Source organism: Affinirhizobium lemnae (assembly GCF_022968395.1).
GTDB lineage: Bacteria > Pseudomonadota > Alphaproteobacteria > Rhizobiales > Rhizobiaceae > Neorhizobium > Neorhizobium lemnae.
Map to the genome: position 1 here is coordinate 75,086 of NZ_JALJQZ010000011.1, position 26,031 is coordinate 101,116.

Below are 26,031 nucleotides of genomic sequence, written 5' to 3' on the forward strand. Positions count from 1 at the left end.
GGCAACTGTCGCCTTGACCACATAAATTGCGTAAGAGCCGATTAAGGCGTAGCTCAATTGTATTGGGCTGCGCGTGAAGCCGCAGCAAATGTTGGCGTATCGGATCCGTATGAAAATACTCGAACTCTACATTTTCCGGCGTGCTTTCCAGATGTTTCTGATCACACTGGTCCCGGTCCTGACGATCATCTGGACAATCCAGGTGTTGGGCAGGATCAATCTGGTGACCGACACCGGTCAGTCCATGGGCTCGTTCATGACGTTGGCGACATTTATTCTGCCGACGATCATTCCGGTCGTTTTGCCTTTCGCAATCGTCATCGGCATTACTCAAACGCTGAATGCGATGAACAATGATTCGGAGCTTGCGGTCATTGATGCCGCCGGTTCTGCCCGTTCGATCATCTATCGCCCGGTGATGATCCTTGCGATTAGTATGGCGGCCTTATCCTTTCTGATCACGAATTTCGTGGAGCCTGCCGCTCGGGTCAAAGCGCGTGAAATGGTGGCCGCGGCCTATGCGGATCTTCTGTCTTCCGTCATCGAGGAAAAGACGTTCCGTAGCATCGAAGACGGGCTCTACGTGCAGATCTCCGAGCGTCATTCGGGTCGTGTGCTGACCGGAATTTATATGGTCGACTATCGCGATCCGAATATGGATCTCATCTACTATGCCCGAGAAGGATCTATTGCCGAGGACGGCAAGACTCTGACGATGCGCGATGGTGAGGTACACCGCAAGACGAAGGAAGGTCGTATCTCGATCGTCAAATTCGTCTCCTACGCATTCGACCTGTCCTCGATGACCGAATCGACAGACGGTGCACCCGTCTTTGCGAGCGACAGAAGTCTGTCATTCCTGTTGAAACCAGACCCGACAGACAAAACCTTCCTGTTCTCGCCTGGAAGTTTCCGCTCGGAATTGCACCGTCGCATGTCGGACTGGTTGCTGCCAGTAGCCTTTGCGCTGATTTCGTTGGTGGTAGCCGGTGGAGCCCGCTCCAGCCGCAGGGCACGGCTTCATCCCATGGTTCTGGCACTCATTCTGTGCTTCACGCTGCGATGGCTCTCCTTCTATGTGACGAATCTTTCTAAGAACATTCCGGCGGTGACTCCGCTGGTCTATGCCGTTCCGATAGGTTTCGGCCTGATATGCGTTTATATGCTGGTAACGAATCGACAGCTTGCGATGCCGCGTTTCATTTCGCAGCCTCTGGGACGCATTTCTGATCTTGCACGTCGTCGTCTCGCAAGCGTGAATGCGACTCAGGGAGGTTCGCAATGATTGCCGCACCGACCCTGAGCCGCTACTTCTTCAAGCGCTACATCATAACCTCCGTCTGGTTCCTGCTTGGCGTCTGCGGGATCATCTTTCTGGCGGACTTTAGCGAAACAAGTCGACGCATGTCTGGGTTCGTTGGCTACACTGTCACGGGCGGCTTGCTGATGAGCGCTCTGCGCCTGCCACTCATCCTGCAGCAAACCATTCCGACACTCACCCTCTTCATCGGGATGACGACGCTGATCGCGCTGAACCGACGCTCGGAACTTGTCGTGACCCGTGCCGCGGGCCTCTCCGTCTGGCAGTTCGTGCTGCCTTTCGTTGCTGGTGCCTTCTTGATCGGCATCGTGGCAACGACCGTCATCAATCCTATCGGTGCCTGGGGACAGGATCTGGCTACCTCCATGGAGACAGACTGGCGCAAGGCTAGCAACGCATCCAAGCCATCAAACTTTCTGCCATGGCTGAGACAAATTGATGGGGATAGCGATACTGTTATTGGCGCCAAGAGCTTTGACAATGGCGGAACGCGTCTATTCAATGTCGTCGTGTTCCATTTTGACAAGAATGGTCGCATCACGCTGCGGCAGGATGCAGACTCGGCAACCTTGGAAAATGGTTATTGGAAGCTTAACAACGTTCTGGATACGCGAACCGATGCTCCAGCATCCCGCAAGGAGACGGCCCAGGTTCGAACCAATTTAAAACAGGAGTTTCTGCAAGAGTCTTTATCAAAGCCGGAAAGCGTTGCTTTCTTTAACATTTTACGAAAAATTGAGGTTGCCCGATCCTTCGGCATCTCTACAAAAGCTCTGGAAACTCAGTTCCATTCGCTCTTGTCCTTGCCGCTCCTCTTGGTGGCAATGACGCTCATTGCAGCAACCGTATCCCTTCGTTTCAGCCGAATGGCGCAATCGCGCTCGGTGATTCTGGGTGGAATCGTTTGCGGCTTCGTGCTTTATGTTGTGTCTGTGCTTGTGAAAGCATTTGGGAGTAGCGGTGTCGTGCCACCCTTCGTAGCAGTCTGGATTCCAGTCATTGTTGCGTTGGCGCTTGGTGCAACGATCCTGCTCCATCAGGAGGATGGCTAGTGGCGGTAAATGACCGCGGGAATATCAGACGGCTTTTCGCTGCCCTGCTGACAGGCACGGCTGCGTGTGTTGCGGCTGCCTACCCGTTGCCTGTTTCTGCGCAGGATTCACCCCTCGCACCCGCAGTTGCCGATGGAGCAAAGATGCTCCTGCGCGCGAATGAACTGACCTACAATCAGGATTCGCAGCGCGTTACGGCAATCGGTGGCGTTCAAATCTATTACAATCGCTACCGTATGGTGGCGCAGCGTGTCGAATACGACCAGAAATCCGGTCGCGTGATGGCGACGGGCAATATCGAGCTGATCGAGCCCGGTGGCACCCGTGTCTATGCCGATGCGATGGACGTGACGGATAACTTCGGCCAGGGCTTCGTGAACTCGCTTCGCGTCGAAACGACCGATAATACGCGCCTGGTTGCGGAAAGTGCCGAACAACTGCCCGACGACAAGATGGTGCTGAACAACGGCGTATACACGGCTTGTCTGCCCTGCGCCCAGCGCCCGGACAAAGCCCCGCTTTGGCAGGTGAAGGCGCAGCGCGTCATCCGTGACGGAAAGGCGCACACCATCCGGCTTGAGCACGCCCAGTTCGAACTGTTCGGTATGCCAATCGGCTATGTTCCTTTCGTAACGGTTCCCGACGAAACGGTTGAGCGCAAGTCAGGCTTTATCTTCCCGCGCGCCACCGTGACCGACAAGCTCGGAGTGGGTCTGACCGTTCCCTACTACCATGTCTTCTCACCGAGCATGGATGCGACGATCAGCCCAACCTACTACACCAAGCAGGGTCTTCTGCTGCAGGGTGAGGTTCGCAACCGCTTTGAAAACGGCGACCATACGTTCCGTTTCGCCTATATCGATCAGAAGGATCCGGGCGCCTTTGTGAAGGGCACGAGCGATGAACGTGCCGATCAGCGGGCCATGGTCGCATCAAAGGCACGATTCGAGATCAATCCTCGCTGGGCTTTTGGCTGGAATGTCATGGCCCAGACGGACAATAACTTTTCAAAGACATACAAGCTGACCGACGTTGCGGGAACGCCGTTTACCAACGACATCTACCTGACAGGGGTCGGGCAGCGGAACTACTTCGACCTGCACAACTACTACTTCGATATCCAGGACACGGATGCACGCCGTACAGCTGAAAAGCAGCAGGCAATCGTTTATCCGTCTCTGGACTATCTCTACTATGCGCCTGAATCGGTCGCAGGGGGTGAGTTGAAGGTAACCACCAACTTCACCAACCTGTCGCGCCGCCTCGACGACTTCTACACCGAAGGTACGTCGACACGTTTCCGCGGCCTGGAAGGCAGCTACAGCCGCTTCTCCAGCGAGGCGGAATGGAAGCGGACGTTCACAACGGATGAAGGCCTGCTGCTGACGCCGATTCTCGCCGCACGCGGTGACGTTTTGCGCCACACGAGTGATGCGGCGCCCGGCTTCAACGGCGTGACCTATGCTGGCGGGTTCGAGGGCGACAGCGCGAGCACGCGCTACATGCTGACGGCCGGTCTTGAGGCACGCTATCCCATCCTGATCGAAGGTGCAGGCAGCAGCCACATCATCGAACCGATGGCGCAGATCTTCGCACGTCCGGATGAGCAACTCGCCGGTCGCCTGCCCAATGAAGATGCCCAGAGCTTCGTGTTCGATGCGACCTCGTTGTTCGACCGGGACAAGTTTTCCGGTTTTGACCGTATCGAAGGTGGTACGCGTGCCAATGTCGGCATTCGCTATAACGGCAGCTTCGACAATGGCGTCGGCGTTCGCGGTATCTTTGGTCAGTCCTATCGTATCGCAGGCCTCAACTCGTTTGCGACAGCGGACCTGGTCAATGTCGGTGCGCAATCCGGCCTGGAATCGGATGTGTCCGATTTCGTTGCCATGGCCGCGGTTGACCTTCCGCAGGGCTATAGTTTCCAGGGCCAGGGTCGTTTCGAAGAAAAGTCTTTCGAACTGCGCCGCGCCGATGCCTCGATCAGCTATTCGCTGCCAAGGGTGAGCGGATCATTGATCTATACGAACATACAGGCGCAGCCTGATTACGGTCTGAACACGGATAGCCAGTACCTGAAGAGTGCTGCCAATTTCCGCATCAACGAAAACTGGTCACTTGGCACCTCGGCGACGTGGGATCTCAACAATGACCGTGTCATCCGGCGTGGTATCGGCGTAACATACGCGGACGAGTGCACGATCTTCACAGTTGGCTACACAGACAAGCCGGCCAGTACGGATGCCAATGACTGGACGGTCACGGCTCGGTTGAGCTTCCGCACACTGGGCGACATCAACATTGGCGGCGATACAACCCGATAGGGGTCCGCGTTTGACATGCGTGCGGAACGTCATTGTTTCGCCGCATGAAATGTGCAATCGAACACAAGAAGTGCATTAATTGGACAGGCGGCGTCGATGCCGCCTCGCTGCCAGGAAGAGGATGAGAAATGTTCGCAAGCGTAGCATGGCGCCGGATTGCCCTTGCCACAACGGCGCTCGCCATATCCTTTGTTGCTGAGCCCATGACGCAGACTGCCTCGGCTGCGACCGAGGTTGTTTCTGTCGTCAACAAGACCCCAATTACATCGTCTGATGTGGCAAAACGCGTCGCGTTTCTGAAACTGCAGCGGAAAACCGGCAATCTGCAGAAGATGGCCCGCGACGAGCTGGTGGAAGAAGCTCTCAAGCGCGATGAGATTGCGCGCGTTCGCATGTCGGTGAGCACCGAGGACGTTGATCGTTCATTCGCAAAATTCGCTGCAAGCAACAAGCTGACGCCTGCGCAAATGAGCGAGATCCTCAACAAAGCCGGTGTCGGCGTCGAGCATTTCAAAGCCTTTATCGCGGTGCAGATGAGCTGGCCTCGTCTTGTCAACGCGCGTTACGGCGCTGGTCGCATGTCGAATGACGAACTCGTCAAGCGGATGATGCAGAACAAGGAAAAGCCCATCACGACCGAGTACTTCCTCCAGCAGATCATCTTCGTGATTCCGGAATCCAAGAAGGGCAAGATCACCGCACAGCGAAAGGCTGAGGCTGAGAAATCTCGTTCGAGATTCCCCGGATGCGCGCAGTCAAGGGATTTTGCTAAGACGATGCGAGACGTTTCGGTGCGTGATCTTGGTCGTATGATGAAGCCTGAACTGCCGGAAGAGTGGAAGCCACTGATCGAGAAAGCCTCCGCCAACGGTACAACGGGAACCCGTGTGACTGAAAAGGGCGTTGAGTTTCTGGCAATCTGCAATCAACGTCAGGTCTCGGATGATGCGGCCGCAGAAGTCGTCTTCCGCGCTGAGGATATTGGCAAGGCGAAGAAGGGCGGCGATGACCCCAACAGCGCCAAATATCTGGAAGAACTGCGCAAGAAGGCGCAGATCGTAAATCCGTGAGCGTAATAGTTGTTGAGCGTCCGCTGGCATTGACGCAAGGTGATCCTGCTGGCATCGGGTTGGACATCGCCATCTCGGCCTGGCTGAAGCGCACGGATCTTGGTCTGCATCCGTTCATCTACATTGGGGACCCTGAAGCACTTGCTGCGCGTGCACGCCTTCTGGGTGAACAACTTCCGTTGCGTGAGACCGATGCAAAGGATGCTTGGAAGCATTTCGATCAAGCGTTGCCGGTACTGCCGGTGGCGATTGGTAGCGTTATTGCGGCGGGACGTCCGCACATTGCGGCCGCCCGGTCGATCGTTGGCTCAATAGAAGCTGCGGTCTCCCTGACCGTGCAGGGTATCACCGCTGCAGTTGTGACCAATCCGATCGCAAAGTCGGTTCTCTACGAGGCTGGATTCAAGTTTACCGGTCACACCGAATTTCTCGCCGATCTTGCGCAGCGCGCCACCGGCAAGCATTGCAGGCCGGTCATGATGCTTGTCGGGCCAAAGCTCCGGGCAATTCCCGTCACGATCCATATACCGCTGGCGGACGTCCCACGTAGACTGACAGCCGACGTAATCATCGAGACATGCTCGATTGCTCATCACGACCTGCGCTATCGCTTCAACATTGCTTCTCCGCGGATAGCGGTCGCAGGCCTGAACCCGCATGCAGGCGAGGACGGCGCCATGGGTACCGAGGATCGCGATGTCATTGCACCAGCCATTGAACAGGTGCGCGCGCGCGGTATCAATGCATTTGGCCCCCTACCCGCCGATACCATGTTCCACGATGACGCTCGTAGCCGTTATGATGTGGCGGTGTGCATGTATCACGACCAAGCCCTCATCCCGGCTAAGGCTCTGGGTTTCGATGATTCCGTCAACGTGACACTTGGCCTGCCATTTATCCGGACGTCTCCGGACCACGGTACTGCGTTCTCGCTTGCAGGAACCGGTATCGCGCGCGACACCAGCCTGATTGCTGCTTTGAGGCTCGCATCCAGACTGGCCGCACATGAGGCTCAGCAAAACTAATGGGCACATTGGACGGGCTTCCGCCACTGCGCGATGTCATCAACCGGCATGGCCTTGATGCGCGCAAGGCTCTTGGACAGAACTTTCTGCTGGATCTCAATCTCACGCAGAAAATCGCGCGTACGGCAGGCTCTCTGGACGACGTGACTGTGTTTGAGGTCGGCCCTGGTCCGGGTGGTCTCACACGCGCAATCCTCTCTCTCGGTGCGAAGAAGGTGATCGCCGTCGAGCGCGATTCCCGCTGCCTACCTGCTCTTGCGGAAATATCGGAATTCTATCCCGGACGGCTTGAAGTCATCGAAGGGGATGCGCTGAAAACGGATTTTGCGGCGCTGGCGCCCGATGGTCCGGTCAAGATCATTGCCAATCTTCCCTATAATGTTGGAACGCAGTTGCTGATCAACTGGCTGCTGCCACAGCAATGGCCGCCCTTCTGGGAATCGTTGACGCTTATGTTCCAGAAGGAAGTGGGCCAGCGCATTGTCGCACGCGAAGATGATAACCATTACGGCCGCCTGGGCGTGTTGTGCGGATGGCGCACGGATGCTCGTATGGCTTTTGACGTGCCGCCCCAGGCGTTCACACCGCCGCCGAAGGTGACCTCTTCTGTCGTCCATCTGGTACCCAACCAGAATCCACTTCCGTGCGATGTGAAGAAGCTTGAAAAGGTCACGGAAGCCGCCTTTGGGCAGCGCCGGAAAATGCTTCGGCAGAGCCTGAAGCCCCTTGGTGGCGAGGTTCTTCTGGAAAATGCAGAGATTGATCCGACACGCCGTGCTGAAACCCTGTCCGTTCACGAGTTCGTCACACTGGCCAATCTTCTCTGAGGGCGTGAAAAAGACGCGAAAGCGTGTCGCGATCTTTCAGATTCGCTCCTGACGCTTTATCTCTTTGTTTTATCGCATGTCGTCATCGCAAAACCGCTTCACACTTTTGCGCGCCATGCTTTAGTGGCAGAAGCCACGGCGCCTATTGATGTACTCAGCTTGACCTCAGCGCGGTAGCACCGGCTCTTCCTCAAGCAGTTCCCGAACGAAATCGAAGAGACCATGGCGGCGATCGCGGCGAACGCGCTCCGCATTGACGATGCAGTTCACATGACCGAAAGCCTCATCGAGATCATCATTGACGATGACATAGTCATATTCGCGCCAGTGTTCGATTTCGGCACGGGAATTTGCCAGGCGCGTACGGATGACCTCCTCGGTATCCTCAGCGCGGCGATGCAGGCGCGACTGGAGTTCCGTCATGCTGGGCGGCAGGACAAAGATGGAAACGATGTCCGCCTTCATCTTCTCCTGAAGCTGTAACGCGCCCTGCCAGTCGATGTCGAACAGCATGTCACGGCCCTCGGCCATGGCCTTTTCGACGGGTTCGCGGGGCGTGCCGTAATAGTTTCCATGCACTTCCGCCCATTCGAGAAGCTCGCCGTTATCGCGCATGCGTTCGAATTGCGGGATAGAGATGAAATGATAGTGCTTGCCTGCGATCTCGCTCGGCCGCTTTGCACGGGTCGTGACGCTGACCGAGATTTCCAGGCTGTGGTCGTCCCGCAGCAGGTTGCTGGCAATTGTGGATTTGCCTGCCCCTGATGGGGACGAAAGCACCAGCATCAGGCCACGCCGGGCGATTTTTGTTGGCACGGAAGACACCGGGCTCATTGGTTACTCCAAATTCTGAACCTGTTCGCGAAACTGGTCGATCACTACTTTCAACTCGATACCGGCTGCGGTTACCGCGGAAGAGTTCGATTTGGAACAGATCGTATTCGACTCGCGGTTAAATTCCTGTGCAAGAAAATCGAGACGGCGACCGACCGGGCCACCTTTCTGCAGAAGTTCCTCGACTGCGCCGACATGGGCCTTTAACCGGTCGACCTCCTCCCGCAGATCGGCCTTGGTCGCAAGCAGTGCGACCTCTGCGTAAAGCCGCTCACGCTCCAGCCCGCCATTGCCATCGAGGAGGCTTCCGACTTGAGCTGCCAGGCGCCGGGCGATCTCCTCCGGTGAGCGGGAAGGATCCGACTCTATCACCGTCGTCAGGCGCGCGATTGTCTCCAAATGCTGGCGCAAAACCAAGGCAAGCGCATTTCCCTCATGGATCCGCATGGATACCAGATCGGAGAGAGCTGTTTCCAACCCTTCGAGAATGTCCTGATCCCTGATCTCGAGGGCTGCTGGGTCTTCACCTGCTTCCCGGATATCAACAAGTCCACGAATAGAAAGAACGGTGTCGAGCTTGAGCGGTGCGCTATCGACCAGGCCTCCCAACTCTTCTCGAAGTTTGAGAACGGCTTCCAGAGCATCGCGGTTGAGGACAGCTTCCATTCTCGATTCGGCCACGGAAACGGTCAGCGTCGCCTGAATATTCCCACGGCTCAGGTGCTTCGAGGCACGTGCCTTGATTTGACTTTCCATGGCTTCGAAACCTGGCGGCAGACGCAGACGGAAGTCGAGCCCCTTGCCATTGACGGAACGCAACTCCCAGACCCAACGAAAGCGACCGTTGGTGCCCTCGCAGCGGGCAAATCCTGTCATGGATTGTACATTCATTAGCTGGCCTCAGAATTCATGCAGCAACCGGAACCGGCTACTTCGATAAAGAAAAGCGCCGCCGGAGCGACGCCTCGAATTTGTTATGTGAAATCGCGTCAGTTGCCCTTCGGCGGCTTCTCGGCATCGGCACCGCCTGGTGAACCGCCGTTGAGCGTATCACCCGAGGCGTTGGCCCGTTCGGCCTCGATCTTGCGCCAACGCCGCACATTGGCATTGTGTTCCTCCAGCGTGGCTGCGAAGGCGTGACCTCCTGTGCCGTCTGCTACGAAATAAAGGTCATTGGTTCGCCAAGGATTGGCAACTGCCTCCAGGGCTGCCCGACCGGGATTTGCAATCGGCGTCGGGGGAAGCCCCTTGATCTGATAGGTGTTGAACGGCGTCACCTTGTCGATATCGGAGCGCATGATAGGACGATCTGGAGGACGGCCAGCGCCACCAAACAGGCCATAGAGGATTGTAGGGTCGGATTGCAGGCGCATCCCCTTGTTCAAACGGTTCATGAAGACCGAAGCGACATGAGCGCGCTCATCGTCCTTACCAGTCTCCTTTTCCACGATTGAGGCGAGCGTCACGAATTCCTGCTTCGTCTTGATCGGAAGGTCCGGATCGCGCTTTGCCCAGATCTGATCTATCAACTTGTCTTGTGCCGCGCGCATCTGGGCGAGAATTTCGCCACGCGTCGTTCCGCGCGAAAACTTGTAGGTATCCGGACGAAGGCTTCCTTCCGGCGGCAGTTCGTTGGGCACCGGCCCCTCCAGAACCGGGTCGTCTGCCAGGCGTTTGACCATCTGCTGAACGGTCAACCCTTCCGGCATGGAGACCGAATAGAGAATGGACTTGCCAGATTCCAGCAGCAGGGCAATGTCCTTCATCGACATTCCCGCCTTGATCTCATATTCACCCGCCTTCAGCGTCTGCTCCTTCCGGAGATAGCTGGCCGTCATATAACGGAAGACACGGGCATCGGACACGATACCGTTGCGTTCGAGCATCTGCGAAATCTGGGCGAGACCTGCACCATCCGGCACGACGAAATGCGTGTTCGTGGCAAGCGGTCCAGGTTGTTGATAAGCGGATATGACGTAATAGAACGCGGCGACGGCCACAACACTGACGAGAACGATCAAAGTCATCAGAAAATTCAGAAAGATGACCAGCTGGCTTCTTGCCTTGCGGGAACGGCGCGGCGGTTCTGGCACCCGCTCCGGCTTGAGAGCCTCGTTCGGTGACTTTGGCACGAAAGGGCCGGAGCCGCCGCTGTTTCCCGAATTCGGTTCGCTTGTGCTGTTCGTATCGGTCACCGCTACTCCTTAAATCAGCTCAACAATGCCGGTCTGTGACCAAGCAATGCGGCGAAAACAGGGATTGTAAGCGGGAACCGGTCAATCACAATATGGCTCCCACTTCGAAATCAGCCTTCGTAGCGCCGCAAAACCAGCGATGCGTTTGTGCCACCGAAGCCGAAGGAGTTGGAGAGTGCTACGTTGATCTCACGCTTGCGTGCGACATGCGGTACCAGATCGATACCCGTTTCTACGTCCGGATTGTCCAGATTGAGCGTTGGCGGCGCGATGTTGTCCCGGATCGCCAACGTCGAGAAAATCGCTTCGATTGCCCCGGCTGCACCGAGCAGATGACCGACCGCTGACTTGGTTGAAGACATGGAAATCTTCGAGGCCGCATTACCCACCAGCCGCTCCACCGCGCCAAGCTCGATAGTATCGGCCATGGTCGATGTCCCATGCGCATTAATATAATCGAGCTCGGAGGCGCTGATGCCTGCTCGCTTCAAGGCAGCTGTCATGCAGCGGAAGGCGCCGTCTCCGTCTTCCGAAGGTGCGGTGATATGGAAGGCATCGCCGGACAGACCATAACCGACCACTTCGGCGTAGATCTTGGCGCCGCGCGCCTTGGCATGCTCCAACTCTTCAAGCACGACGATACCTGCGCCCTCACCCATGACGAAACCGTCACGGTCGCGATCATAGGGACGTGAAGCCTTCTGCGGATTGTCATTGTGCTGAGTGGAGAGCGCCTTGCAGGCAGCGAAGCCAGCCAGCGAGATACGGCAGATAGGCGATTCTGCACCACCAGCTACCATGACATCCGCGTCACCAAGAGCGATAAGCCGCGCGGCATCACCGATGGCGTGCGCGCCTGTCGAGCAGGCGGTGACGACGGCGTGGTTTGGACCACGCAGTTTGTGCTTTATCGATACCTGACCAGAAACGAGGTTGATCAGGCGACCTGGAATAAAGAAGGGCGAGATACGGCGTGGGCCCTTGTCGCGCAGAGTATAGCCTGCTTCGACAATACCTTCGAGGCCACCAATGCCGGAACCGATCAGAACGCCCGTGGCGCACTGGTCATCATCTGTTTTAGGATGCCAACCTGCATCCGCCAGAGCCATGTCTGCAGCCGCCACACCGTAAACGATGAACGGGTCGACCTTACGCTGTTCCTTGGGCTCCATCCAGTCATCCGGATTGAAGGCACCCTCGATAGAAGGATCTGTAGGAATACGGCAAGCAATCTTTGCGGGGAGATCTTCAACCTCAAACTCTGTAACCAACCGCGCCGCGTTCTGACCGGCAATCAGCCTGGACCAGCTGATTTCCGTACCGCAGCCGAGAGGAGATACCATACCGGTACCGGTAATAACGACACGCCTCATGCCAGCGCCCACCCGCCAAGAATTGATGATGTCATATGACTGAAACGGCCCGAACTTGCCGGGCCGTTGAAGAGCGACCGCCCTAAGGGCGTGCCCCAGTTATCGAGTTCAGATCAGGCCTGGGCCTTTTCGATGAACTTCACGGCATCGCCGACGGTCAGGATGGAGTCAGCAGCGTCATCCGGAATTTCAACGCCGAACTCTTCTTCAAAAGCCATGACCAGTTCGACGGTGTCGAGGGAGTCAGCGCCCAGATCGTCGATGAAGCTCGCACCTTCGACAACCTTATCGGCATCGACGCCGAGATGATCAATGACAATTTTCTTAACGCGCTCTGCGATATCGCTCATGTCGGTTTCCTCGACCTTTATCTTTTCGGACCGCCCTCACGGCAGCCGTACCCTGTTGGAACCCTTGGCCGTCTTTTGCAGAACGGCTCCCGGGCAAACTCGCTCGACCCGAAGCTAGACTGCGACCTTGTCATGCGTCAATCGCACCGAGGAGGTCCGCATTCGGAGTGACTGTAGCCAGTCATTGGCCCGCTTAACACGGTTTCACCGCGCCGCAAAGTCAGAAAATGACCGCTTTTGCCGCTGCCAACAGCCAAAACTGTGTGCAGGAGCAAAGGAAGGCAAGCTCTTCAGATCATTGCCATGCCGCCGTTCACGTGCAGGGTCTGACCCGTTACGTATCCGGCTTCGTTCGAAGCAAGGTAGACAACAGCCGTAGCGATGTCGGCGCCGATGCCCATACGCTTCATGGGGATGACGCCCAGAATGGCTTCTTTCTGCTTGTCATTGAGCTTTCCGGTCATCGCACTTTCGATGAAGCCGGGAGCAATGCAGTTGACCGTTACGTTACGGGTGGCGATTTCCTGAGCCAGCGACTTCGAAAAACCGATCATCCCTGCCTTGGACGCGCAATAGTTTGCCTGACCGGGATTTCCGGTCACGCCAACGACCGACGTGATGTTGATGATGCGGCCGAAGCGCCGGCGCATCATGGGATGCGTCAGTTCGCGAGTCAGACGGAATGTGGAGGTCAGGTTGACTTCCAGGACATTGTCCCAGTCCTCATCGCTCATGCGTACGAACAGGCCATCCTTGGTGATACCGGCATTGTTGACGAGAATGTCCACGCCGGCCAACTCGGCTTCAGCCTTTTCACCGAGCGCCTTGACGGCATCACGGTCGCCGAGATTTGCCGGGAACACATGGGCGCGCTCGCCAAGCTCGGCTGCCAGGGCTTCCAGCTTCTCGGCGCGCGTTCCGTGCAGACCAACGATGGCGCCCTGCGCATGAAGGGCACGGGCGATCTCTTCGCCAATACCGCCCGTCGCACCCGTCACAAGAGCCTTGCGGCCAGTCAGATCAAACATGTTCGTAATCCTTCAAAATCAGCCGAGCAGCGTCTTCAGCGCCGCATCAATATCAGCAGGTGTGTTGACGGCAATGCCTGTCACGTTCTTGTCGATGCGACGCGCCAGACCGGTCAAAACCTTGCCGGAGCCCAGCTCGTACAATGTGATCACGCCGTTCGCGCCAAACCATTCAACGGTTTCGCGCCAACGAACCTGTCCCGTAACCTGCGCGACAAGCAGCTTGACGATCTCGTCCGCATGCGTGACAGGGGCGGCGCGCACATTGGCGACGACCGGAACGACCGGATCCTGCTTGGCCACCTTGTCCAAGGCGTGAGCCATGGCGGTGGCGGCAGGCGCCATCAGATCGGAATGGAATGGCGCGGAGACAGGCAGCATGATGGCGCGCTTTGCGCCCTTTTCGGTTGCCAGAGCTGCGGCCTTCTCGACCGCAGCCTTGGAGCCGGAAATTACGAGCTGCCCACCGCCATTATCATTGGCAATCTGGCAGACACCCGCCGCCTTCGCCCCTTCGCATGCCGCCTGAACGTCAGCGTGTTCGAGACCGATGATGGCAGCCATGGCACCCTCGCCCACCGGCACAGCAGACTGCATCGCGTCGCCGCGAATGCGCAGCAGGCGCGCGGTATCGGCTATGGAAAACGTTCCGGCAGCCGCCAGGGCAGAGTATTCACCCAGCGAATGACCCGCCACATAGGAGATCTTGTCGGCGAGCTTCAGGCCACCGGCTTCCAGTACACGGATGACAGCCATGGAAACCGCCATCAAAGCGGGCTGGGCATTGGCCGTCAGCGTCAGTTGATCTTCCGGACCGTTCCACATGATATCGGAGAGTTTTTGACCAAGCGCGTCGTCAACTTCCTGAAAGACGGCGCGCGCTTCCGGAAATGCTTCGGCGAGATCCTTGCCCATGCCGACAGCCTGGCTGCCCTGACCGGGGAATGTGAAAGCAATGCTCATCGGGCCTGTATCCTTCCCTATTTTTGCCTTCCATTCACATTCTGGCCGAGCAAGTCAAGACTTTCGGCCAATAGACGAGGCTTCGAGGTCAGGTAGGCCACACTTTATGAACGTCCGCGAGGAAGACGGCTTTCTCGAAGTTGCATTTTCGGGACGCGTCTTGCGTTGCCCGAGAAGCGGCCTACATTGCAGCCGCCCTCCCATCATGCCCACCATGGATACACCTTATGAAATTCAAGAAACTTGGACGAACCGACATTTCCGTTTCGGAAATCTGCCTCGGAACGATGACCTGGGGCTCGCAGAACAGCGAAGTCGAAGCATTCGAGCAAATGGACTACGCGCTCGACCATCAGGTCAATTTCTTTGACACGGCCGAACTCTATCCCACCACGCCCCTCTCTGCCGAGACCTATGCCGATACCGAGCGCATGATTGGCAACTGGTTCGAGAAGACCGGCAAGAGAGACAAGGTCGTTCTTGCAACGAAGGTCGCCGGTGCGGGACGCCCTTATATTCGCGGCGGTGCACCGATTACGGCGCAAGCCATACAGGATGCCGTGGATGCAAGCCTTCAGCGCCTGAAGACCGACTACATCGATCTCTACCAGATCCACTGGCCGAATCGTGGCAGCTACCACTTCCGTGCCAACTGGGGTTACGATCCCTTCAAACAGGACAAATCGCAGACACTGGCTGAGATCGAAGAAAAGCTGGATGTGCTGGACGCGTGCGTGAAGGCGGGCAAGATCCGCGCCATCGGTCTTTCCAACGAAACGACCTGGGGAACGCAGAAATTCCTCTCGCTTGCCGAAGAGAAGGGCCTGCCGCGCGTTGCCACTATCCAGAATGAGTACAGCCTGCTGTGCAGACATTTCGATCTGGACCTCGCAGAGCTTTCCCATCATGAAGATGTGGGCCTTCTGGCCTATTCGCCGCTCGCAGGCGGCATTCTTTCCGGCAAGTATCTCTCCGGTGAAAAGCCAGCCGGTTCACGCGGCGCCATCAATGGCGATATCGGCGGGCGTCTTGTCCAGCACCAGCAGGCGGCAACGCAGGCCTATGTGGATCTGGCGGCCAAGCACGGGATCGATCCTTCGCAACTGGCACTGGCCTTCTGCCTCACCCGCCCCTTCATGGCGTCAGCGATCATCGGGGCGACCGCGATGGAGCAGCTGAAGATCAATATCGGCGCGGCTGACATCACATTGTCTGACGAGATCCTGCGGGAGATCAACAAGATCCACCGTCAGTATCCAATGCCGATCTGACAACAAGCCTGTGATGCGAACTCTGCGGCAGCCTTCTCAGCGGCTGCCGTTTCACTGAATGCTAACCTAGTCCCGTAGTGTTGCTGGATCGTCTCAAGCCCTGATTGTAAGCTGAAGCAAGCACCTCAGCGCGAAGCGTCATAAGGCTGCGGTATCGATCTCGTCCGGGGAGCAGGCATTCATGAGCACGATCAGCGGCTTCTTTCGCAGCCCGAATGCAGCGCGCGACATCGATCTGCTGTTTTCAACGCCCAAATCCGTCAGTAGCACCACATATGCAGGCAATCGTCCGCCTGCCGTGCCCGCTGACAACGAGCCGAATGCCAGCCAGCGTGCACTCTCCCGAATCATCGAGATCATCACTCTCAATTCCTCCGAAGCGCAGGACAAGGCGACCATGGAGGAACAGTTAGGCTATGTCACCGCTGGCACCGGTGGCGAGGGTGACGACACGCTGACGGTCACGGGTCGCGGCATCACCAACATAGATGCAGGTGCAGGCAATGACAGCCTTATCCTCAAGAGTGACTCCATTTCGGGCATTCGCACCGCCAGCGGCGATGACAGCATCAAGGCCGCAGGTGCCTTTGTCGGATCGATCGACGGCGGCGACGGCAATGACGATATTCAGATCAAGGCAAAACTCGCCCTCGACCTCCTTGGCGGAGCTGGCGATGATACGATGAAGGTCGCAGCAGACACGATCCGCAATCTGGATGCCGGGGACGGCAACGACAATCTGGTTCTGGAAGGCAACCGGATCTTTGCCCGGGGCGGCCTGGGTAATGACACTGTCAGCATCAACGCTACCGGCACCGATTCCTTGATCGAGTATGGGTTTGGTCGAGGTGACGGACAGGACACCGTTCGCAGCACATCAGGTCTAGCCATCGCACTGGGAAGCCTCACGGCAAATGACCTGGACATCTCGGTTGCCGGAAACACCCTGACCGCATCCATCAAGGGCAGCGAGGATCGCATCACCATCACGCTGGACGGCAAGACGACCGCCAGTTTCAGCTTTGCCGTCAAGGACGGACAGACGATGCTGCGGATAAACTGATCCGGCAAAACCGGTAAATTCTCCCGATGGCTTGCATTCGTGCGAAATGAGGGTATAAGACCGGCTGTTCGAAATGCCCGGTCTTTTGGCTGGTGGCTGAACGGAGGGCCGGTTTCGCAAATCGAACCGTTGGAACCACAAGGGTTCCGGCCTCCCGTGTCTCCGCTCTCGACCGTCTCGATCGTAACGCTTTTCTTGCTTGGGCTTTTGCTCTTTCCAAGACCAGTCGTTGAGGCTTAGCCGCCGATTACCGGGCCAAGACAACCGCAAGAAAGGCAAGCTACAATGGCTCTTTACGAACATGTATTCCTTGCCCGGCAGGATATGTCCGCTCAGCAGGTTGACGCCCTCGTAGAACAATACAAGGGTGTTATCGAAGCTAACGGCGGCAAGGTCGGGCGCATTGAAAACTGGGGCCTCAAGTCCCTGACGTACCGCATCAAGAAGAACCGCAAGGCTCATTATGCGCTCATGGACATCGATGCACCGGCTGCTGCCGTGCACGAAATGGAGCGTCAGATGCGCATCAATGAAGACGTTCTTCGTTACATGACCATCGCTGTCGAAAAGCACGAAGAAGGTGCATCTGCCATGATGCAGAAGCGCGATCGTGATGATCGTCCGCGTCGTGATGGCGATGACCGTGGCCCGCGCCGTGACTTCGGCGATCGTGGTCCGCGTCCGCCGCGTGATGGCGACCGTGACCGTGGTCCGCGCGCTCCGCGCGAAGACCGTGCGTAATTTCGAGAGCTTAAGGAGAATTACCAATGGCTGACGCATCCTCTGCTCCGGCACGCCGCCCGTTCCACCGCCGTCGCAAGACCTGCCCCTTCTCGGGCGCAAATGCACCGCGGATCGACTACAAGGACGTTCGTCTTCTGCAGCGCTACATTTCCGAGCGCGGCAAGATCGTTCCTTCGCGTATCACAGCTGTTTCCCAGAAGAAGCAGCGCGAGCTGGCCCAGGCCATCAAGCGCGCCCGCTTCCTCGGCCTGCTGCCTTACGTCGTTTCCTAATTGAAACAGTCGCCGCCGGGGCTCAACTCTTCGGCGGCGTCTCCCTTCCGCGATGGGCGCGGATCGGAACCTCTAAAACCCATGTTGGGGACCATGCGACCTGAGACTTCGATTCAGGTGCCTCCCCTAACTGCTTGATCTGGCAGGACAGCGAGACGTGAACGGATTGAACCAGACAGTGCTGACAACCGGCATCATCGCCGGTATTGCCGCAACGCTGCTCGTCATGGGCGCGAATGCGCAACCATCTTTTGCGTCTGTTCTCTATGCTTCTTCCGCGCTTCCCGTTCTCGTGGCCGGTCTCGGCTGGGGAAATCGTACGGCGATCATTGCCATTATCACGGCAGCAATTCTGGGCGCGGTTCTCGTGACGCCCATGTTCGCACTAGCCATGGCAATCTTCACCCTGATCCCGGCTGGTTGGCTTTCGCATCTGGCCAATCTCGCTCGCCCTGCCTCTGAGCTTGGCGGTCCTGACCATTTGATGGCCTGGTACCCGATCTCGGACATCCTGTTGCATCTGTGCGGGCTTGTAACGGCAGCGGTCATTATTCTAGGCATGGTCATCGGCTACGGGCCGCAGTTGACGGACCGCATGGTCGACCTGATGGCGGAGAGCTTCAACCAGCAGAGCCCGGGCCTCGCACCGAATGCAGACAGCCTTGCCCAGACCAAGGTTCTGATCGTTCTGATGCTGCCGATGATCCAGGGCGGCATCTGGGTGACCTTGCTGTTTACCGCCTTCTATCTCGCCATCCGGATCGTATCCCGCAGCGGCCGCGCGCTTCGCCCACGTGAAGACATGCCGTCTGCCCTGCGCATGAACCGCAATGCGATCTTCGTTTTCCTCGCCGGTATCGTCCTGATGTTTGCAGGCGGCGTTCCGGCCATGATCGGCGCCACGATCTGCGGCACATTCGGCGCCGGTTTCCTGATGGCCGGATTTGCCTCCCTGCATTTCCGGCTGCGCGGCAAGGACTGGCGCGTGCCTGCGCTCGTTTTGGCCTATCTCTCGACCATGATGCTATTGCCAATGATCGCCATCGTGATCGTCGGACTTTCCGATACGCGGCGGACAATCGCGTTGACGCCTGCCCGCCCCACAGACAACACCAACTCCTAAAATTGAACTCGAAAGGACACGAAGATGGACGTCATTCTTCTTGAACGCATTGCCAAGCTTGGCCAGATGGGCGAAACCGTAAAGGTTCGCGATGGCTACGCTCGTAACTTCCTGCTGCCGCAGGGCAAGGCGCTGCGCGCCAACGAAGCCAACAAGAAGCGCTTCGAAGCCGAGCGTGCAACGCTTGAAGCCCGTAACCTCGAGCGCAAGTCTGAAGCCCAGAAGGTTGCTGAAGCCCTCGAAGGCAAGAGCTTCATCGTTGTTCGCGCTGCTGGCGAAACCGGTCAGCTGTACGGTTCTGTTGCTGCTCGTGACGTCGTTGACGTTCTGATTGCCAACGGCTTCAACGTTGGCCGTAACCAGGTCGACCTGAACAACCCAATCAAGGCAATCGGTCTGCACAAGGTTACGCTTCATCTGCATGCTGAAGTCGAACTTGAAGTCGAATTGAACGTTGCCCGTTCCGCTGAAGAAGCCGAGCGTCAGGCCAAGGGCGAAAGCCTCACCTCCGCTGATGCCATCTACGGCGTTGACGAAGACGCGCTTCGTCCGGAAGACTTCTTCGATCCGGATGCAGACCGCGACGAAGACGAAGCTTGATTGCTTTCGCCATTTCTGGCGCAACAAACCCCGGTTCAGCGAACCGGGGTTTTTGTTGTCATGGTATGGGCTCTTTTCAGTTCGCTGCGGTTCTGACCGGTTGCTCGGTCTTGTCGACACGCACAACAACGGATAGCCCGGGCTGAAGATCTTCGACCGCAGGCTGGGCCGCATCCAGTTTAACGCGCACACCGACACGTTGCGCGATCTTGACGAAGTTGCCTGTCGCGTTGTCCGACCTGATGACTGCGAATTCGGACGCCGCAGCCGGGGAAAAGCGTTCAATTGTCCCTCGCAGTTCACGATGGCCGAGAGCATCGACGGTGATCTGGACCGGCTGGCCGACCTGCATGCCCTGCAGCTGGGTTTCCTTGAAATTGGCGATGATCCACACGTCATCCGGCACAATCGCCATCAGTTGAGTACCAGCCGTGACATACTGGCCGATGCGCGCGCCGACCCCACCCACGCGTCCGTCCCGCGGTGCATGGATTTCGGTGTTGGCGAGGTCGATCTTCGCAAGTTCCACGGTTGCTTCCGCACTCGAGACGGCAGCCTCCAACGAGCCGCGATTGACGACGATCGTTTGCAACTGCTGGCGAGAAACCTCCAGCGCCGCTTCTGCCTGTTGCACGCCAGCCCTCGCTTTTTCCAGTGCGGCCTCCGCCTGTTCCTGTACACTGGTCGTGCCGACACCACTACGGCTGAGATTCTGCTGTCGCTCGCTGGCGAGACTTGCCTGCGTCAGGGCAGCCTTCGCACTGGTCAGGGATGCTTCACTGGAGGTGATGTTTGCCTTGGCAGAAACTTCCTGCTGGTGGGAATTATCCAGTGCGGCTTTCTGGCTGGCCAGAGTTGCCTGCGCCTGTGCCAGCTTTTGCTGATAGATGCGGTCATCGATCTTGGCCAGCACATCGCCTGCCTTGACCTTCTGATAGTCCTTGATCGGAACTTCGACCACATAACCGCTGACCTGTGGGCTGAGCGTGGTGACATAGCCGCGGACATAGGCGTTGTCTGTCATCTCCATGCTGTTGGTAAACGGTGGTAGCCTCCAGGCGTAAAGAACGAGGCCAAGCCCAACGAGGCCCACGAGCAGGATAATGAGCGTGACTGGGGAAAATAGTTTCTTCAACATGTCTTTATACCTGAGATTGAGCTGTTGCCTCTGCCTGGGAGGTTTTCTCGATGCGTCGCGCGGCCAATGCCGCTTTCGCGCTATCCCAGGAAAGGTGAATGAGGAGACCGATGAGTGCGGCCGATGTGGCAATGCCGATCAGCAGGAAGGTGTCGTTGTAAGCGAGGATGTAGGCTTCGCGCGAAACCTGCTGGCCAAGAAGCATCAAACCCTCGGCGTTCAGAAGCGTCTTGTCCGTCAACGCCTTGGAATAGCCTGCGGATAGCTGGGCAACTCTCTGTGCAACATCCGGGTCGGTGAGAAGAATATTTTCGACCAGCATGCTGGAGTGAAACTTCTCACGTATTGTCACGAAAGTGCCAAGCAGACCCGTTGCGATAACCGAACCGCTGATCTGGGTGAACAGAAAGATCGCGATGAAATTGACCAGATAGGGAGCCCCTTTCTGGATGGCTGCAGCAAAGCCACGCGCCATGACGGGAGGCAGAAACATGGCTGCGCCGAAGGCGATCATGGACTGGCTGACATAGAACTGTTCCGGCCTTGTGAGGTTCGTCGACTGGCTGTCCAGGAATGCGCCGATCGCAATCATGGCAAGTGCGATTACGTGGGCGGTGCCCAGATATTGCCGTGACATCAGGAAGGCGCAGACTGCACCGCCGACAAGCGAGGCAAGAAGGATGTAGCCAAAGAGAACACCCATCTGGTCGTTCTGGATTCCAAGCTGCTGCAGGAAGCCGACCATAGTGCTGGATTGTTCCGCCGTGACCGCGCGGAAGATGATCAACACGGCCGCCAGATGCAGATTCTGCCAGGAGAAGATCCAGCGCAGATCGAGCAGCGGATTGGTCCGGCGCAGTTCGATCATGGCAAAGACCGTCAGCGTCGCAATGCTGGTCGCCAGCAGGATGCCGAGCCATGGGGCCTCTAACCACCAATAGAAGCGACCGAGCGTGAAGAAGACGGCGAAAGAGCCCAGACCGACTGCCAGAAGCATGTAGGTGAAGACATCCATGCGTTCGATTGCCTTGACGCGAGGCGGCGCTGTGAGAGGCAGAACGAAAATCAGCGGCAGAGCCAGCAAGGCAAGGCCCAGCTCCATCGTATAGAGCGTCTGGTAGCCATCAATATCCATCAGGACCGGAGAAATGATCCGCGCGACGGGCGCTGCGAGCAGGGTTCCAGTCAGGGCAATGCTGAGGCCGACTGTCAGCTTCTTCTGCACAGGGAATGCTTCCAGAATGTAGAGAAAGCCGAGAGACGACAGCGGAGCCGCCGCCATGCCGCTGACAAAGCGGACGACGAGTGCCGAATGGAAGTCAGTCACGAAAAGATTGAGGCAGGAGGCCAGAACAAAGGCGGCGATGCTCAGTTCGGCAAAGGGACGCAGGCCGTACTGCACACGGATCTTGAAGAGCGCGAGTGAAAGGCTGGCATAGGGCGCCATGTATGCCGCAGACAGGGCGGCGACTTCGGCTATTGTTGCCGAGAAGGTTCCCTGCAACTGATAGATATTGGCGGTAACAATGTTCATACCCAGACCTTGGGTCAGGAACATTAGAAGCCCAGAAAAGATATAGGCAAGCGTCAACCAGACCGGTCGCTCTTCAACCGGCACAGGCTGGCGCGGACGAAAGGTGGAAGACAGGAAGCCAACCGGCGTCGGCGAGGGTTCGCTGACGGCTTCGGGCGTGTCCGCCTGACGTTCCATCGTTGCAGTGACACTGCTCATAAATGCTGCTCCTCGGCACTCGAAACGGCAAGGTTCCGGTTGAGTTGCAAGAGAACGCGCAGAGTGACTTCTAGATCCTTGGGAGAGATATTTTCCACCAGATGCGCCCTCAGATCGCGCGCCAGAGTCTGAACCGCACGTCCGGCAGCCTCTCCTTCCGCGGTCACATGGATCTCCTTGACGCGTCGATCACCCTCGCCAGCGCGTCGTTCGATCAGGTTCTGCTTCTCCATGCCGTCAAGAACGCGCACCAGTGTCGGCGTCTCGATTTCGAGTTCCTGCGCCAGATCCTTTTGCGAAAGATGACCCCGGCGGCTCAGCGCAAAAAGCACCCTCGCCCGCGTCAATGTCAGGCCTGTTTCGCGCGTTCGCATGTCGAACATCGCACGCAGCCGCCTGTTGAAGGCCGACATCTCGTCGAACAGCCGCTCATTGATCGTGTGACTCGACATTGGTATCGATCCCTGATGATTAGGTTACTAATGATTTACACCCTAGTTATGTCAGAGTATCATGATATACAATAATTCGTGTCAGGACCCAGCTATGCAAATTTGACAGGCATCAAAGGCGCCCCATGCGCGCGTTCACCAAGTTTTGCAAAAGATACAATCGCATCTGCACCGGGGAAAAGAGATCTCTATAATATGTCCTCCGCGACCTGATTCGGGGAAAAGCACAGTCAACGGAAAACTCGCATCACCCCCGCTTTTCCGTTATTCGGCGGTTGCGGGCTGTGAATCGTTGTGAGTTACGGACTGATGTCTGTTATCTGTTTCCGGTACAGGTAAAGTGGCAGAATACCGAAGATGATCATGATTGGATCGAAACGATGAACGAAGCCGCGCGCAAACTTGCGCCCGCTCTCTCTAACGAGCCTCACTACCGCGAAGCCCCAAGCAATCTTGAGGCAGAACAGGCTCTGCTGGGCGCGATCCTGGTCAATAATGACGCCTATTATCGCGTTTCAGACTTCCTGAAGCCGGGTCATTTCTATGAACCGCTGCATCGTAAGATTTTCGAGGTCGCAGGCGATATCATTCGCATGGGCAAGATCGCCCATCCGGTGACAATCAAGACCTTTCTTCCCGCCGAAACCAAGGTCGGCGATCTGACGCTGGCGCAATATCTCGGTCGTCTAGCCGGGGAAGCTGTCACTATCATCAACGCGGAAGATTATGGCCGCGCGATCTACGATCTGGCGCTGCGCCGCGCGCTGATCACCATTGGCGAAGACATGGTCAACATCGCCTATGACGCGCCGCTGGACATGCCGCCCCAGACACAGATCGAAGACACGGAACGGCGCTTGTTCGAACTGGCGGAAACCGGCCGCTACGATGGCGGCTTCCAGAGCTTCTCTGACGCCGTGGCACAGGCCATAGACATGGCCGGTGCTGCCTTTGAGCGAGACGGCCATCTTTCCGGCATTTCGACCGGAATTATGTCGCTGGATGCGAAGATGGGCGGGCTGCAACGTTCCGACTTGATCGTTCTTGCGGGACGCCCTGGCATGGGCAAGACCTCGCTTGCCACGAACATTGCTTACAACATTGCCGCAGCCTATGAGCCAGAAGTACTGCCGGATGGTTCCTTCAAAGCCAAGAATGGCGGCGTTGTGGGCTTCTACTCGCTCGAAATGTCGTCAGAACAGTTGGCGACCCGTATCATCTCAGAACAGACAGAGGTTTCTTCTTCGAAGATCCGCCGCGGTGATATTACCGACGCCGATTTCGAGAAGCTGGTTGCCTGCAGCCAGATGATGCAGAAGGTACCGCTTTTCATCGACCAGACCGGCGGTATTTCCATCGCCCAGCTCTCCGCCCGCGCCCGACGCCTGAAGCGCCAGCGCGGACTTGATGTTCTGGTCGTGGACTATATTCAGCTGATGACCGGCTCCGGCAAATCCGGCGAAAACCGCGTGCAGGAAGTGACGCAGATTACGACCGGCCTGAAAGCACTCGGCAAGGAACTGAATGTGCCGATCATAGCTTTGTCCCAGCTCTCGCGTCAGGTGGAAAGCCGGGAAGACAAACGTCCGCAGCTTTCCGACCTTCGTGAATCGGGCTCAATCGAGCAGGACGCGGACGTGGTGCTCTTCGTGTTCCGCGAAGAATATTATGTGAAGAACATGGAGCCACGCGATCCGAACGATCCCAAATACTCCGAATGGGAACAGCATATGGAGAAGGTGAAGGGTACGGCTGACGTGATCATTGCCAAGCAGCGTCACGGACCGACCGGCACGGTCAAGCTCGCCTTCCAGTCCGAGTTCACGCGCTTTGCCGATCTGGCTGACCCGAGTTTTATTCAGTACGAAGAACATTAATGCTTGAAGATGCGCGCCGCGATCCCAATCGGGGCGTTTCACCACAATGATCTCTTGCTGCGAAACATTGTGCATGACTGCAGAATAGACGTGTTCGTTATGATCGTCTTGAACAAAAGTGATAGGGTCCGCACGACGTAGCAGAAGGATCCAAGAATGCCCGACACCGAGCCGCTGATCGAAGAAGCCGATCCGTTCGACATTGCTCCGGTGCGCCTGACCGTCGATCTGACGGCTTTGGCCGAGAACTGGGTCGAGCTTTCCAAACGCTCCGGTCGCGCAAGAACCGGCGCCGTGGTGAAGGCTGATGCCTATGGGCTCGGCATCGAAGACTGCGGTCTGACACTCTACGAAGCCGGGGCGCGGGACTTCTTCGTGGCCGCCGCTTCGGAAGGTGCAACGCTTCGTGCCTATGCGCCTGATGCCAGGATCTTCGTTCTGTCAGGCATCTGGCCCGGACAGGAGCGCCTGTTTCTGGAGCACGACCTGGTGCCCGTTCTCGCCTCTGAAGAGCAGATGACGCATTGGATGTCGTTGATCGCCGAGGTGGGCGCCTATCCCTGCGCAGTGCAGGTAGACACTGGCTTTAACCGGCTCGGGCTTTCCTTTGACGACGCGATGGCCCTGGCGCAGGATGTTTCTCGCCCGACGAGTTTCGATCCGGTGCTCCTGCTCTCCCACCTGCACACAGCCGATGCTGCCGATGCGGAGGCGACACGCAACCAGCTTGATCTTTTCCAGCAGGTTAGCTCCGCTTTCGAAGGTGTTGAATCAAGCCTCTCGGCGTCGGCCGGAATTTTCCTCGGACCGCGTTATCACTTCGATCTCACGCGACCCGGAATAGCACTTTACGGAGGCAAGGCCTCGCTGGCGATGGAACGACCTCTAAGGACCGTAGCGACGGCGGAGGCACGCATTGTGCAGATCCGGGATGCAAAAGCAGGCGAGACAGTGAGTTATGGCGGTACGCACCGGCTTCTCCGCGACAGTCGGCTTGCTGTTGCTTCCGTTGGATATGCAGACGGCTATATGCGTTCGCTATCAGGCTCAGGTGTTCCCTTGCGCAACGGAACAGCAGGCGGCGCTGCTGCCGCGTTTGGCGGGTACAAGCTGCCGGTTCTTGGGCGCATCACCATGGATCTGACGGTCTTCGATGCAACGGATCTACCCAGCGGAGCTCTGCGAACCGGCGATTATGTCGAACTTGTCGGGCCGAACATGCCGCTGGATGACGTTGCAGAAGCAGGCGGCACCATTGGCTACGAACTCCTGACAGGTTTCGGCCTGCGCTATGAGCGTCGATACACCGGCGACGAGGTCTGAGCTGACCGATCCTCTTGCAAACTTGCTGCCAAGAGGGTACGAGAACAAAACATGATCAAAACAGGCCGTTAATT

24 protein-coding genes are annotated in these 26,031 nt (G+C 57.3%); 14 read left to right on the plus strand and 10 right to left on the minus strand.

The window, feature by feature from the left end:
* Positions 1-109: 109 nt before the first annotated feature.
* The 6 genes from lptF (at position 110) to rsmA (ending at position 7,619) form a co-directional block, all read left to right on the plus strand.
* Complete coding sequence (gene lptF, locus MUU53_RS09500) at positions 110-1,285, plus strand: LPS export ABC transporter permease LptF (protein WP_247260686.1); 1,176 nt, start codon at positions 110-112, stop codon at positions 1,283-1,285.
* Entirely contained in the window at positions 1,282-2,373 is a 1,092-nt protein-coding gene (gene lptG, locus MUU53_RS09505) for an LPS export ABC transporter permease LptG (protein WP_281435059.1), read from the plus strand. Before lptF ends, lptG begins: the two co-directional genes overlap by 4 nt.
* Entirely contained in the window at positions 2,373-4,697 is a 2,325-nt protein-coding gene (locus MUU53_RS09510; protein WP_247260687.1) for an LPS-assembly protein LptD, read from the plus strand. The genes lptG and MUU53_RS09510 overlap by 1 nt, the downstream gene beginning before the upstream one ends.
* Positions 4,698-4,825: 128 nt before the next feature.
* Positions 4,826-5,767, plus strand: coding sequence for a SurA N-terminal domain-containing protein (locus MUU53_RS09515; protein ID WP_247260688.1), 942 nt, complete (start codon positions 4,826-4,828; stop codon positions 5,765-5,767).
* The gene (gene pdxA, locus MUU53_RS09520) at positions 5,764-6,792 is read left to right on the plus strand and encodes a 4-hydroxythreonine-4-phosphate dehydrogenase PdxA (protein ID WP_247260689.1); all 1,029 of its coding nucleotides are present in this window, start codon (positions 5,764-5,766) and stop codon (positions 6,790-6,792) included. Before MUU53_RS09515 ends, pdxA begins: the two co-directional genes overlap by 4 nt.
* The gene (rsmA, locus tag MUU53_RS09525; protein WP_247260690.1) at positions 6,792-7,619 is read left to right on the plus strand and encodes a 16S rRNA (adenine(1518)-N(6)/adenine(1519)-N(6))-dimethyltransferase RsmA; all 828 of its coding nucleotides are present in this window, start codon (positions 6,792-6,794) and stop codon (positions 7,617-7,619) included. Before pdxA ends, rsmA begins: the two co-directional genes overlap by 1 nt.
* A gap of 165 nt (positions 7,620-7,784) precedes the next feature.
* Here rsmA and gmk read toward each other — a convergent pair whose 3' ends face one another.
* The 7 genes from gmk to fabD all read right to left on the minus strand — a co-directional run bounded on the left by gmk (position 7,785) and on the right by fabD (position 14,362).
* A complete protein-coding gene (gene gmk, locus MUU53_RS09530) occupies positions 7,785-8,453 on the minus strand; it encodes a guanylate kinase (protein ID WP_062552723.1) in 669 nt (222 codons plus the stop codon).
* 3 nt (positions 8,454-8,456) lie between these two features.
* Positions 8,457-9,344, minus strand: a complete 888-nt coding sequence (locus MUU53_RS09535) for a YicC/YloC family endoribonuclease (protein ID WP_247260691.1) — start codon at positions 9,342-9,344, stop codon at positions 8,457-8,459.
* A 98-nt stretch (positions 9,345-9,442) separates the two neighbouring features.
* Positions 9,443-10,648: an endolytic transglycosylase MltG gene (mltG, locus tag MUU53_RS09540; RefSeq protein ID WP_247260692.1), complete on the minus strand. Its 1,206-nt coding sequence runs from the start codon at positions 10,646-10,648 to the stop codon at positions 9,443-9,445.
* A 110-nt stretch (positions 10,649-10,758) separates the two neighbouring features.
* The gene (gene fabF, locus MUU53_RS09545) at positions 10,759-12,021 is read right to left on the minus strand and encodes a beta-ketoacyl-ACP synthase II (protein WP_247260693.1); all 1,263 of its coding nucleotides are present in this window, start codon (positions 12,019-12,021) and stop codon (positions 10,759-10,761) included.
* Between the two features lie 113 nt (positions 12,022-12,134).
* The gene (locus MUU53_RS09550; protein WP_003502080.1) at positions 12,135-12,371 is read right to left on the minus strand and encodes an acyl carrier protein; all 237 of its coding nucleotides are present in this window, start codon (positions 12,369-12,371) and stop codon (positions 12,135-12,137) included.
* A 290-nt stretch (positions 12,372-12,661) separates the two neighbouring features.
* On the minus strand, positions 12,662-13,399 hold the full coding sequence (fabG, locus tag MUU53_RS09555; protein WP_247260694.1) for a 3-oxoacyl-[acyl-carrier-protein] reductase: 738 nt from the start codon (positions 13,397-13,399) through the stop codon (positions 12,662-12,664).
* Between the two features lie 18 nt (positions 13,400-13,417).
* Positions 13,418-14,362 carry an ACP S-malonyltransferase gene (gene fabD, locus MUU53_RS09560; protein WP_247260695.1) on the minus strand — a complete coding sequence of 315 codons (945 nt, stop codon included), beginning with the start codon at positions 14,360-14,362 and terminating at the stop codon, positions 13,418-13,420.
* Between the two features lie 227 nt (positions 14,363-14,589).
* On the opposite strand from fabD, the gene MUU53_RS09565 reads away from it, so the two are divergent.
* The 6 genes from MUU53_RS09565 to rplI all read left to right on the plus strand — a co-directional run bounded on the left by MUU53_RS09565 (position 14,590) and on the right by rplI (position 19,435).
* Positions 14,590-15,633, plus strand: a complete 1,044-nt coding sequence (locus tag MUU53_RS09565; RefSeq protein WP_247260696.1) for an aldo/keto reductase — start codon at positions 14,590-14,592, stop codon at positions 15,631-15,633.
* A 181-nt stretch (positions 15,634-15,814) separates the two neighbouring features.
* Positions 15,815-16,696, plus strand: a complete 882-nt coding sequence (locus tag MUU53_RS09570; RefSeq protein ID WP_247260697.1) for an RTX toxin — start codon at positions 15,815-15,817, stop codon at positions 16,694-16,696.
* Between the two features lie 285 nt (positions 16,697-16,981).
* On the plus strand, positions 16,982-17,437 hold the full coding sequence (gene rpsF, locus MUU53_RS09575) for a 30S ribosomal protein S6 (protein ID WP_247260698.1): 456 nt from the start codon (positions 16,982-16,984) through the stop codon (positions 17,435-17,437).
* A gap of 26 nt (positions 17,438-17,463) precedes the next feature.
* Positions 17,464-17,712 (plus strand): 30S ribosomal protein S18, encoded by a 249-nt coding sequence (gene rpsR, locus MUU53_RS09580; protein ID WP_062552730.1) that lies wholly within the window; start codon positions 17,464-17,466, stop codon positions 17,710-17,712.
* A 157-nt stretch (positions 17,713-17,869) separates the two neighbouring features.
* The gene (locus tag MUU53_RS09585) at positions 17,870-18,835 is read left to right on the plus strand and encodes a DUF2232 domain-containing protein (protein WP_247260699.1); all 966 of its coding nucleotides are present in this window, start codon (positions 17,870-17,872) and stop codon (positions 18,833-18,835) included.
* Positions 18,836-18,859: 24 nt separating this feature from the next.
* Entirely contained in the window at positions 18,860-19,435 is a 576-nt protein-coding gene (rplI, locus tag MUU53_RS09590; RefSeq protein ID WP_247260700.1) for a 50S ribosomal protein L9, read from the plus strand.
* A gap of 76 nt (positions 19,436-19,511) precedes the next feature.
* On the opposite strand, the gene MUU53_RS09595 is transcribed toward rplI, so the two are convergent.
* Genes MUU53_RS09595 through MUU53_RS09605 form a run of 3 tightly spaced genes read right to left on the minus strand, consistent with a single transcriptional unit; the run spans position 19,512 to position 22,757 of the window.
* The gene (locus tag MUU53_RS09595; RefSeq protein WP_247260701.1) at positions 19,512-20,573 is read right to left on the minus strand and encodes an HlyD family secretion protein; all 1,062 of its coding nucleotides are present in this window, start codon (positions 20,571-20,573) and stop codon (positions 19,512-19,514) included.
* Between the two features lie 4 nt (positions 20,574-20,577).
* Positions 20,578-22,305, minus strand: coding sequence for an MFS transporter (locus MUU53_RS09600; RefSeq protein WP_247260702.1), 1,728 nt, complete (start codon positions 22,303-22,305; stop codon positions 20,578-20,580).
* Positions 22,302-22,757 (minus strand): MarR family winged helix-turn-helix transcriptional regulator, encoded by a 456-nt coding sequence (locus tag MUU53_RS09605; protein ID WP_247260703.1) that lies wholly within the window; start codon positions 22,755-22,757, stop codon positions 22,302-22,304. Before MUU53_RS09605 ends, MUU53_RS09600 begins: the two co-directional genes overlap by 4 nt.
* A gap of 380 nt (positions 22,758-23,137) precedes the next feature.
* Here MUU53_RS09605 and MUU53_RS09610 point away from each other — a divergent pair, with 380 nt between their 5' ends.
* Together MUU53_RS09610 and alr are read left to right on the plus strand one after the other, a co-directional pair.
* Positions 23,138-24,634 carry a replicative DNA helicase gene (locus tag MUU53_RS09610; protein WP_247260704.1) on the plus strand — a complete coding sequence of 499 codons (1,497 nt, stop codon included), beginning with the start codon at positions 23,138-23,140 and terminating at the stop codon, positions 24,632-24,634.
* A 156-nt stretch (positions 24,635-24,790) separates the two neighbouring features.
* Positions 24,791-25,957 (plus strand): alanine racemase, encoded by a 1,167-nt coding sequence (gene alr, locus MUU53_RS09615; RefSeq protein ID WP_247260705.1) that lies wholly within the window; start codon positions 24,791-24,793, stop codon positions 25,955-25,957.
* The last annotated feature ends 74 nt before the right edge of the window (positions 25,958-26,031 follow it).

Bases quoted from the DNA above. Each gene is read 5' to 3' on its own strand.
- rpsF (WP_247260698.1), top strand. From the start codon at position 16,982: ATGGCTCTTTACGAACATGTATTCCTTGCCCGGCAGGATATGTCCGCT.
- MUU53_RS09610 (WP_247260704.1), top strand. From the start codon at position 23,138: ATGAACGAAGCCGCGCGCAAACTTGCGCCCGCTCTCTCTAACGAGCCT.
- MUU53_RS09595 (WP_247260701.1), bottom strand. From the start codon at position 20,573: ATGTTGAAGAAACTATTTTCCCCAGTCACGCTCATTATCCTGCTCGTG.
- fabF (WP_247260693.1), bottom strand. From the start codon at position 12,021: ATGAGGCGTGTCGTTATTACCGGTACCGGTATGGTATCTCCTCTCGGC.
- alr (WP_247260705.1), top strand. From the start codon at position 24,791: ATGCCCGACACCGAGCCGCTGATCGAAGAAGCCGATCCGTTCGACATT.
- fabD (WP_247260695.1), bottom strand. From the start codon at position 14,362: ATGAGCATTGCTTTCACATTCCCCGGTCAGGGCAGCCAGGCTGTCGGC.
- MUU53_RS09550 (WP_003502080.1), bottom strand. From the start codon at position 12,371: ATGAGCGATATCGCAGAGCGCGTTAAGAAAATTGTCATTGATCATCTC.
- MUU53_RS09600 (WP_247260702.1), bottom strand. From the start codon at position 22,305: ATGAGCAGTGTCACTGCAACGATGGAACGTCAGGCGGACACGCCCGAA.
- MUU53_RS09515 (WP_247260688.1), top strand. From the start codon at position 4,826: ATGTTCGCAAGCGTAGCATGGCGCCGGATTGCCCTTGCCACAACGGCG.
- lptF (WP_247260686.1), top strand. From the start codon at position 110: ATGAAAATACTCGAACTCTACATTTTCCGGCGTGCTTTCCAGATGTTT.
- MUU53_RS09605 (WP_247260703.1), bottom strand. From the start codon at position 22,757: ATGTCGAGTCACACGATCAATGAGCGGCTGTTCGACGAGATGTCGGCC.
- MUU53_RS09565 (WP_247260696.1), top strand. From the start codon at position 14,590: ATGAAATTCAAGAAACTTGGACGAACCGACATTTCCGTTTCGGAAATC.
- MUU53_RS09570 (WP_247260697.1), top strand. From the start codon at position 15,815: ATGAGCACGATCAGCGGCTTCTTTCGCAGCCCGAATGCAGCGCGCGAC.
- rpsR (WP_062552730.1), top strand. From the start codon at position 17,464: ATGGCTGACGCATCCTCTGCTCCGGCACGCCGCCCGTTCCACCGCCGT.
- rsmA (WP_247260690.1), top strand. From the start codon at position 6,792: ATGGGCACATTGGACGGGCTTCCGCCACTGCGCGATGTCATCAACCGG.
- MUU53_RS09535 (WP_247260691.1), bottom strand. From the start codon at position 9,344: ATGAATGTACAATCCATGACAGGATTTGCCCGCTGCGAGGGCACCAAC.
- fabG (WP_247260694.1), bottom strand. From the start codon at position 13,399: ATGTTTGATCTGACTGGCCGCAAGGCTCTTGTGACGGGTGCGACGGGC.
- gmk (WP_062552723.1), bottom strand. From the start codon at position 8,453: ATGAGCCCGGTGTCTTCCGTGCCAACAAAAATCGCCCGGCGTGGCCTG.
- lptG (WP_281435059.1), top strand. From the start codon at position 1,282: ATGATTGCCGCACCGACCCTGAGCCGCTACTTCTTCAAGCGCTACATC.
- rplI (WP_247260700.1), top strand. From the start codon at position 18,860: ATGGACGTCATTCTTCTTGAACGCATTGCCAAGCTTGGCCAGATGGGC.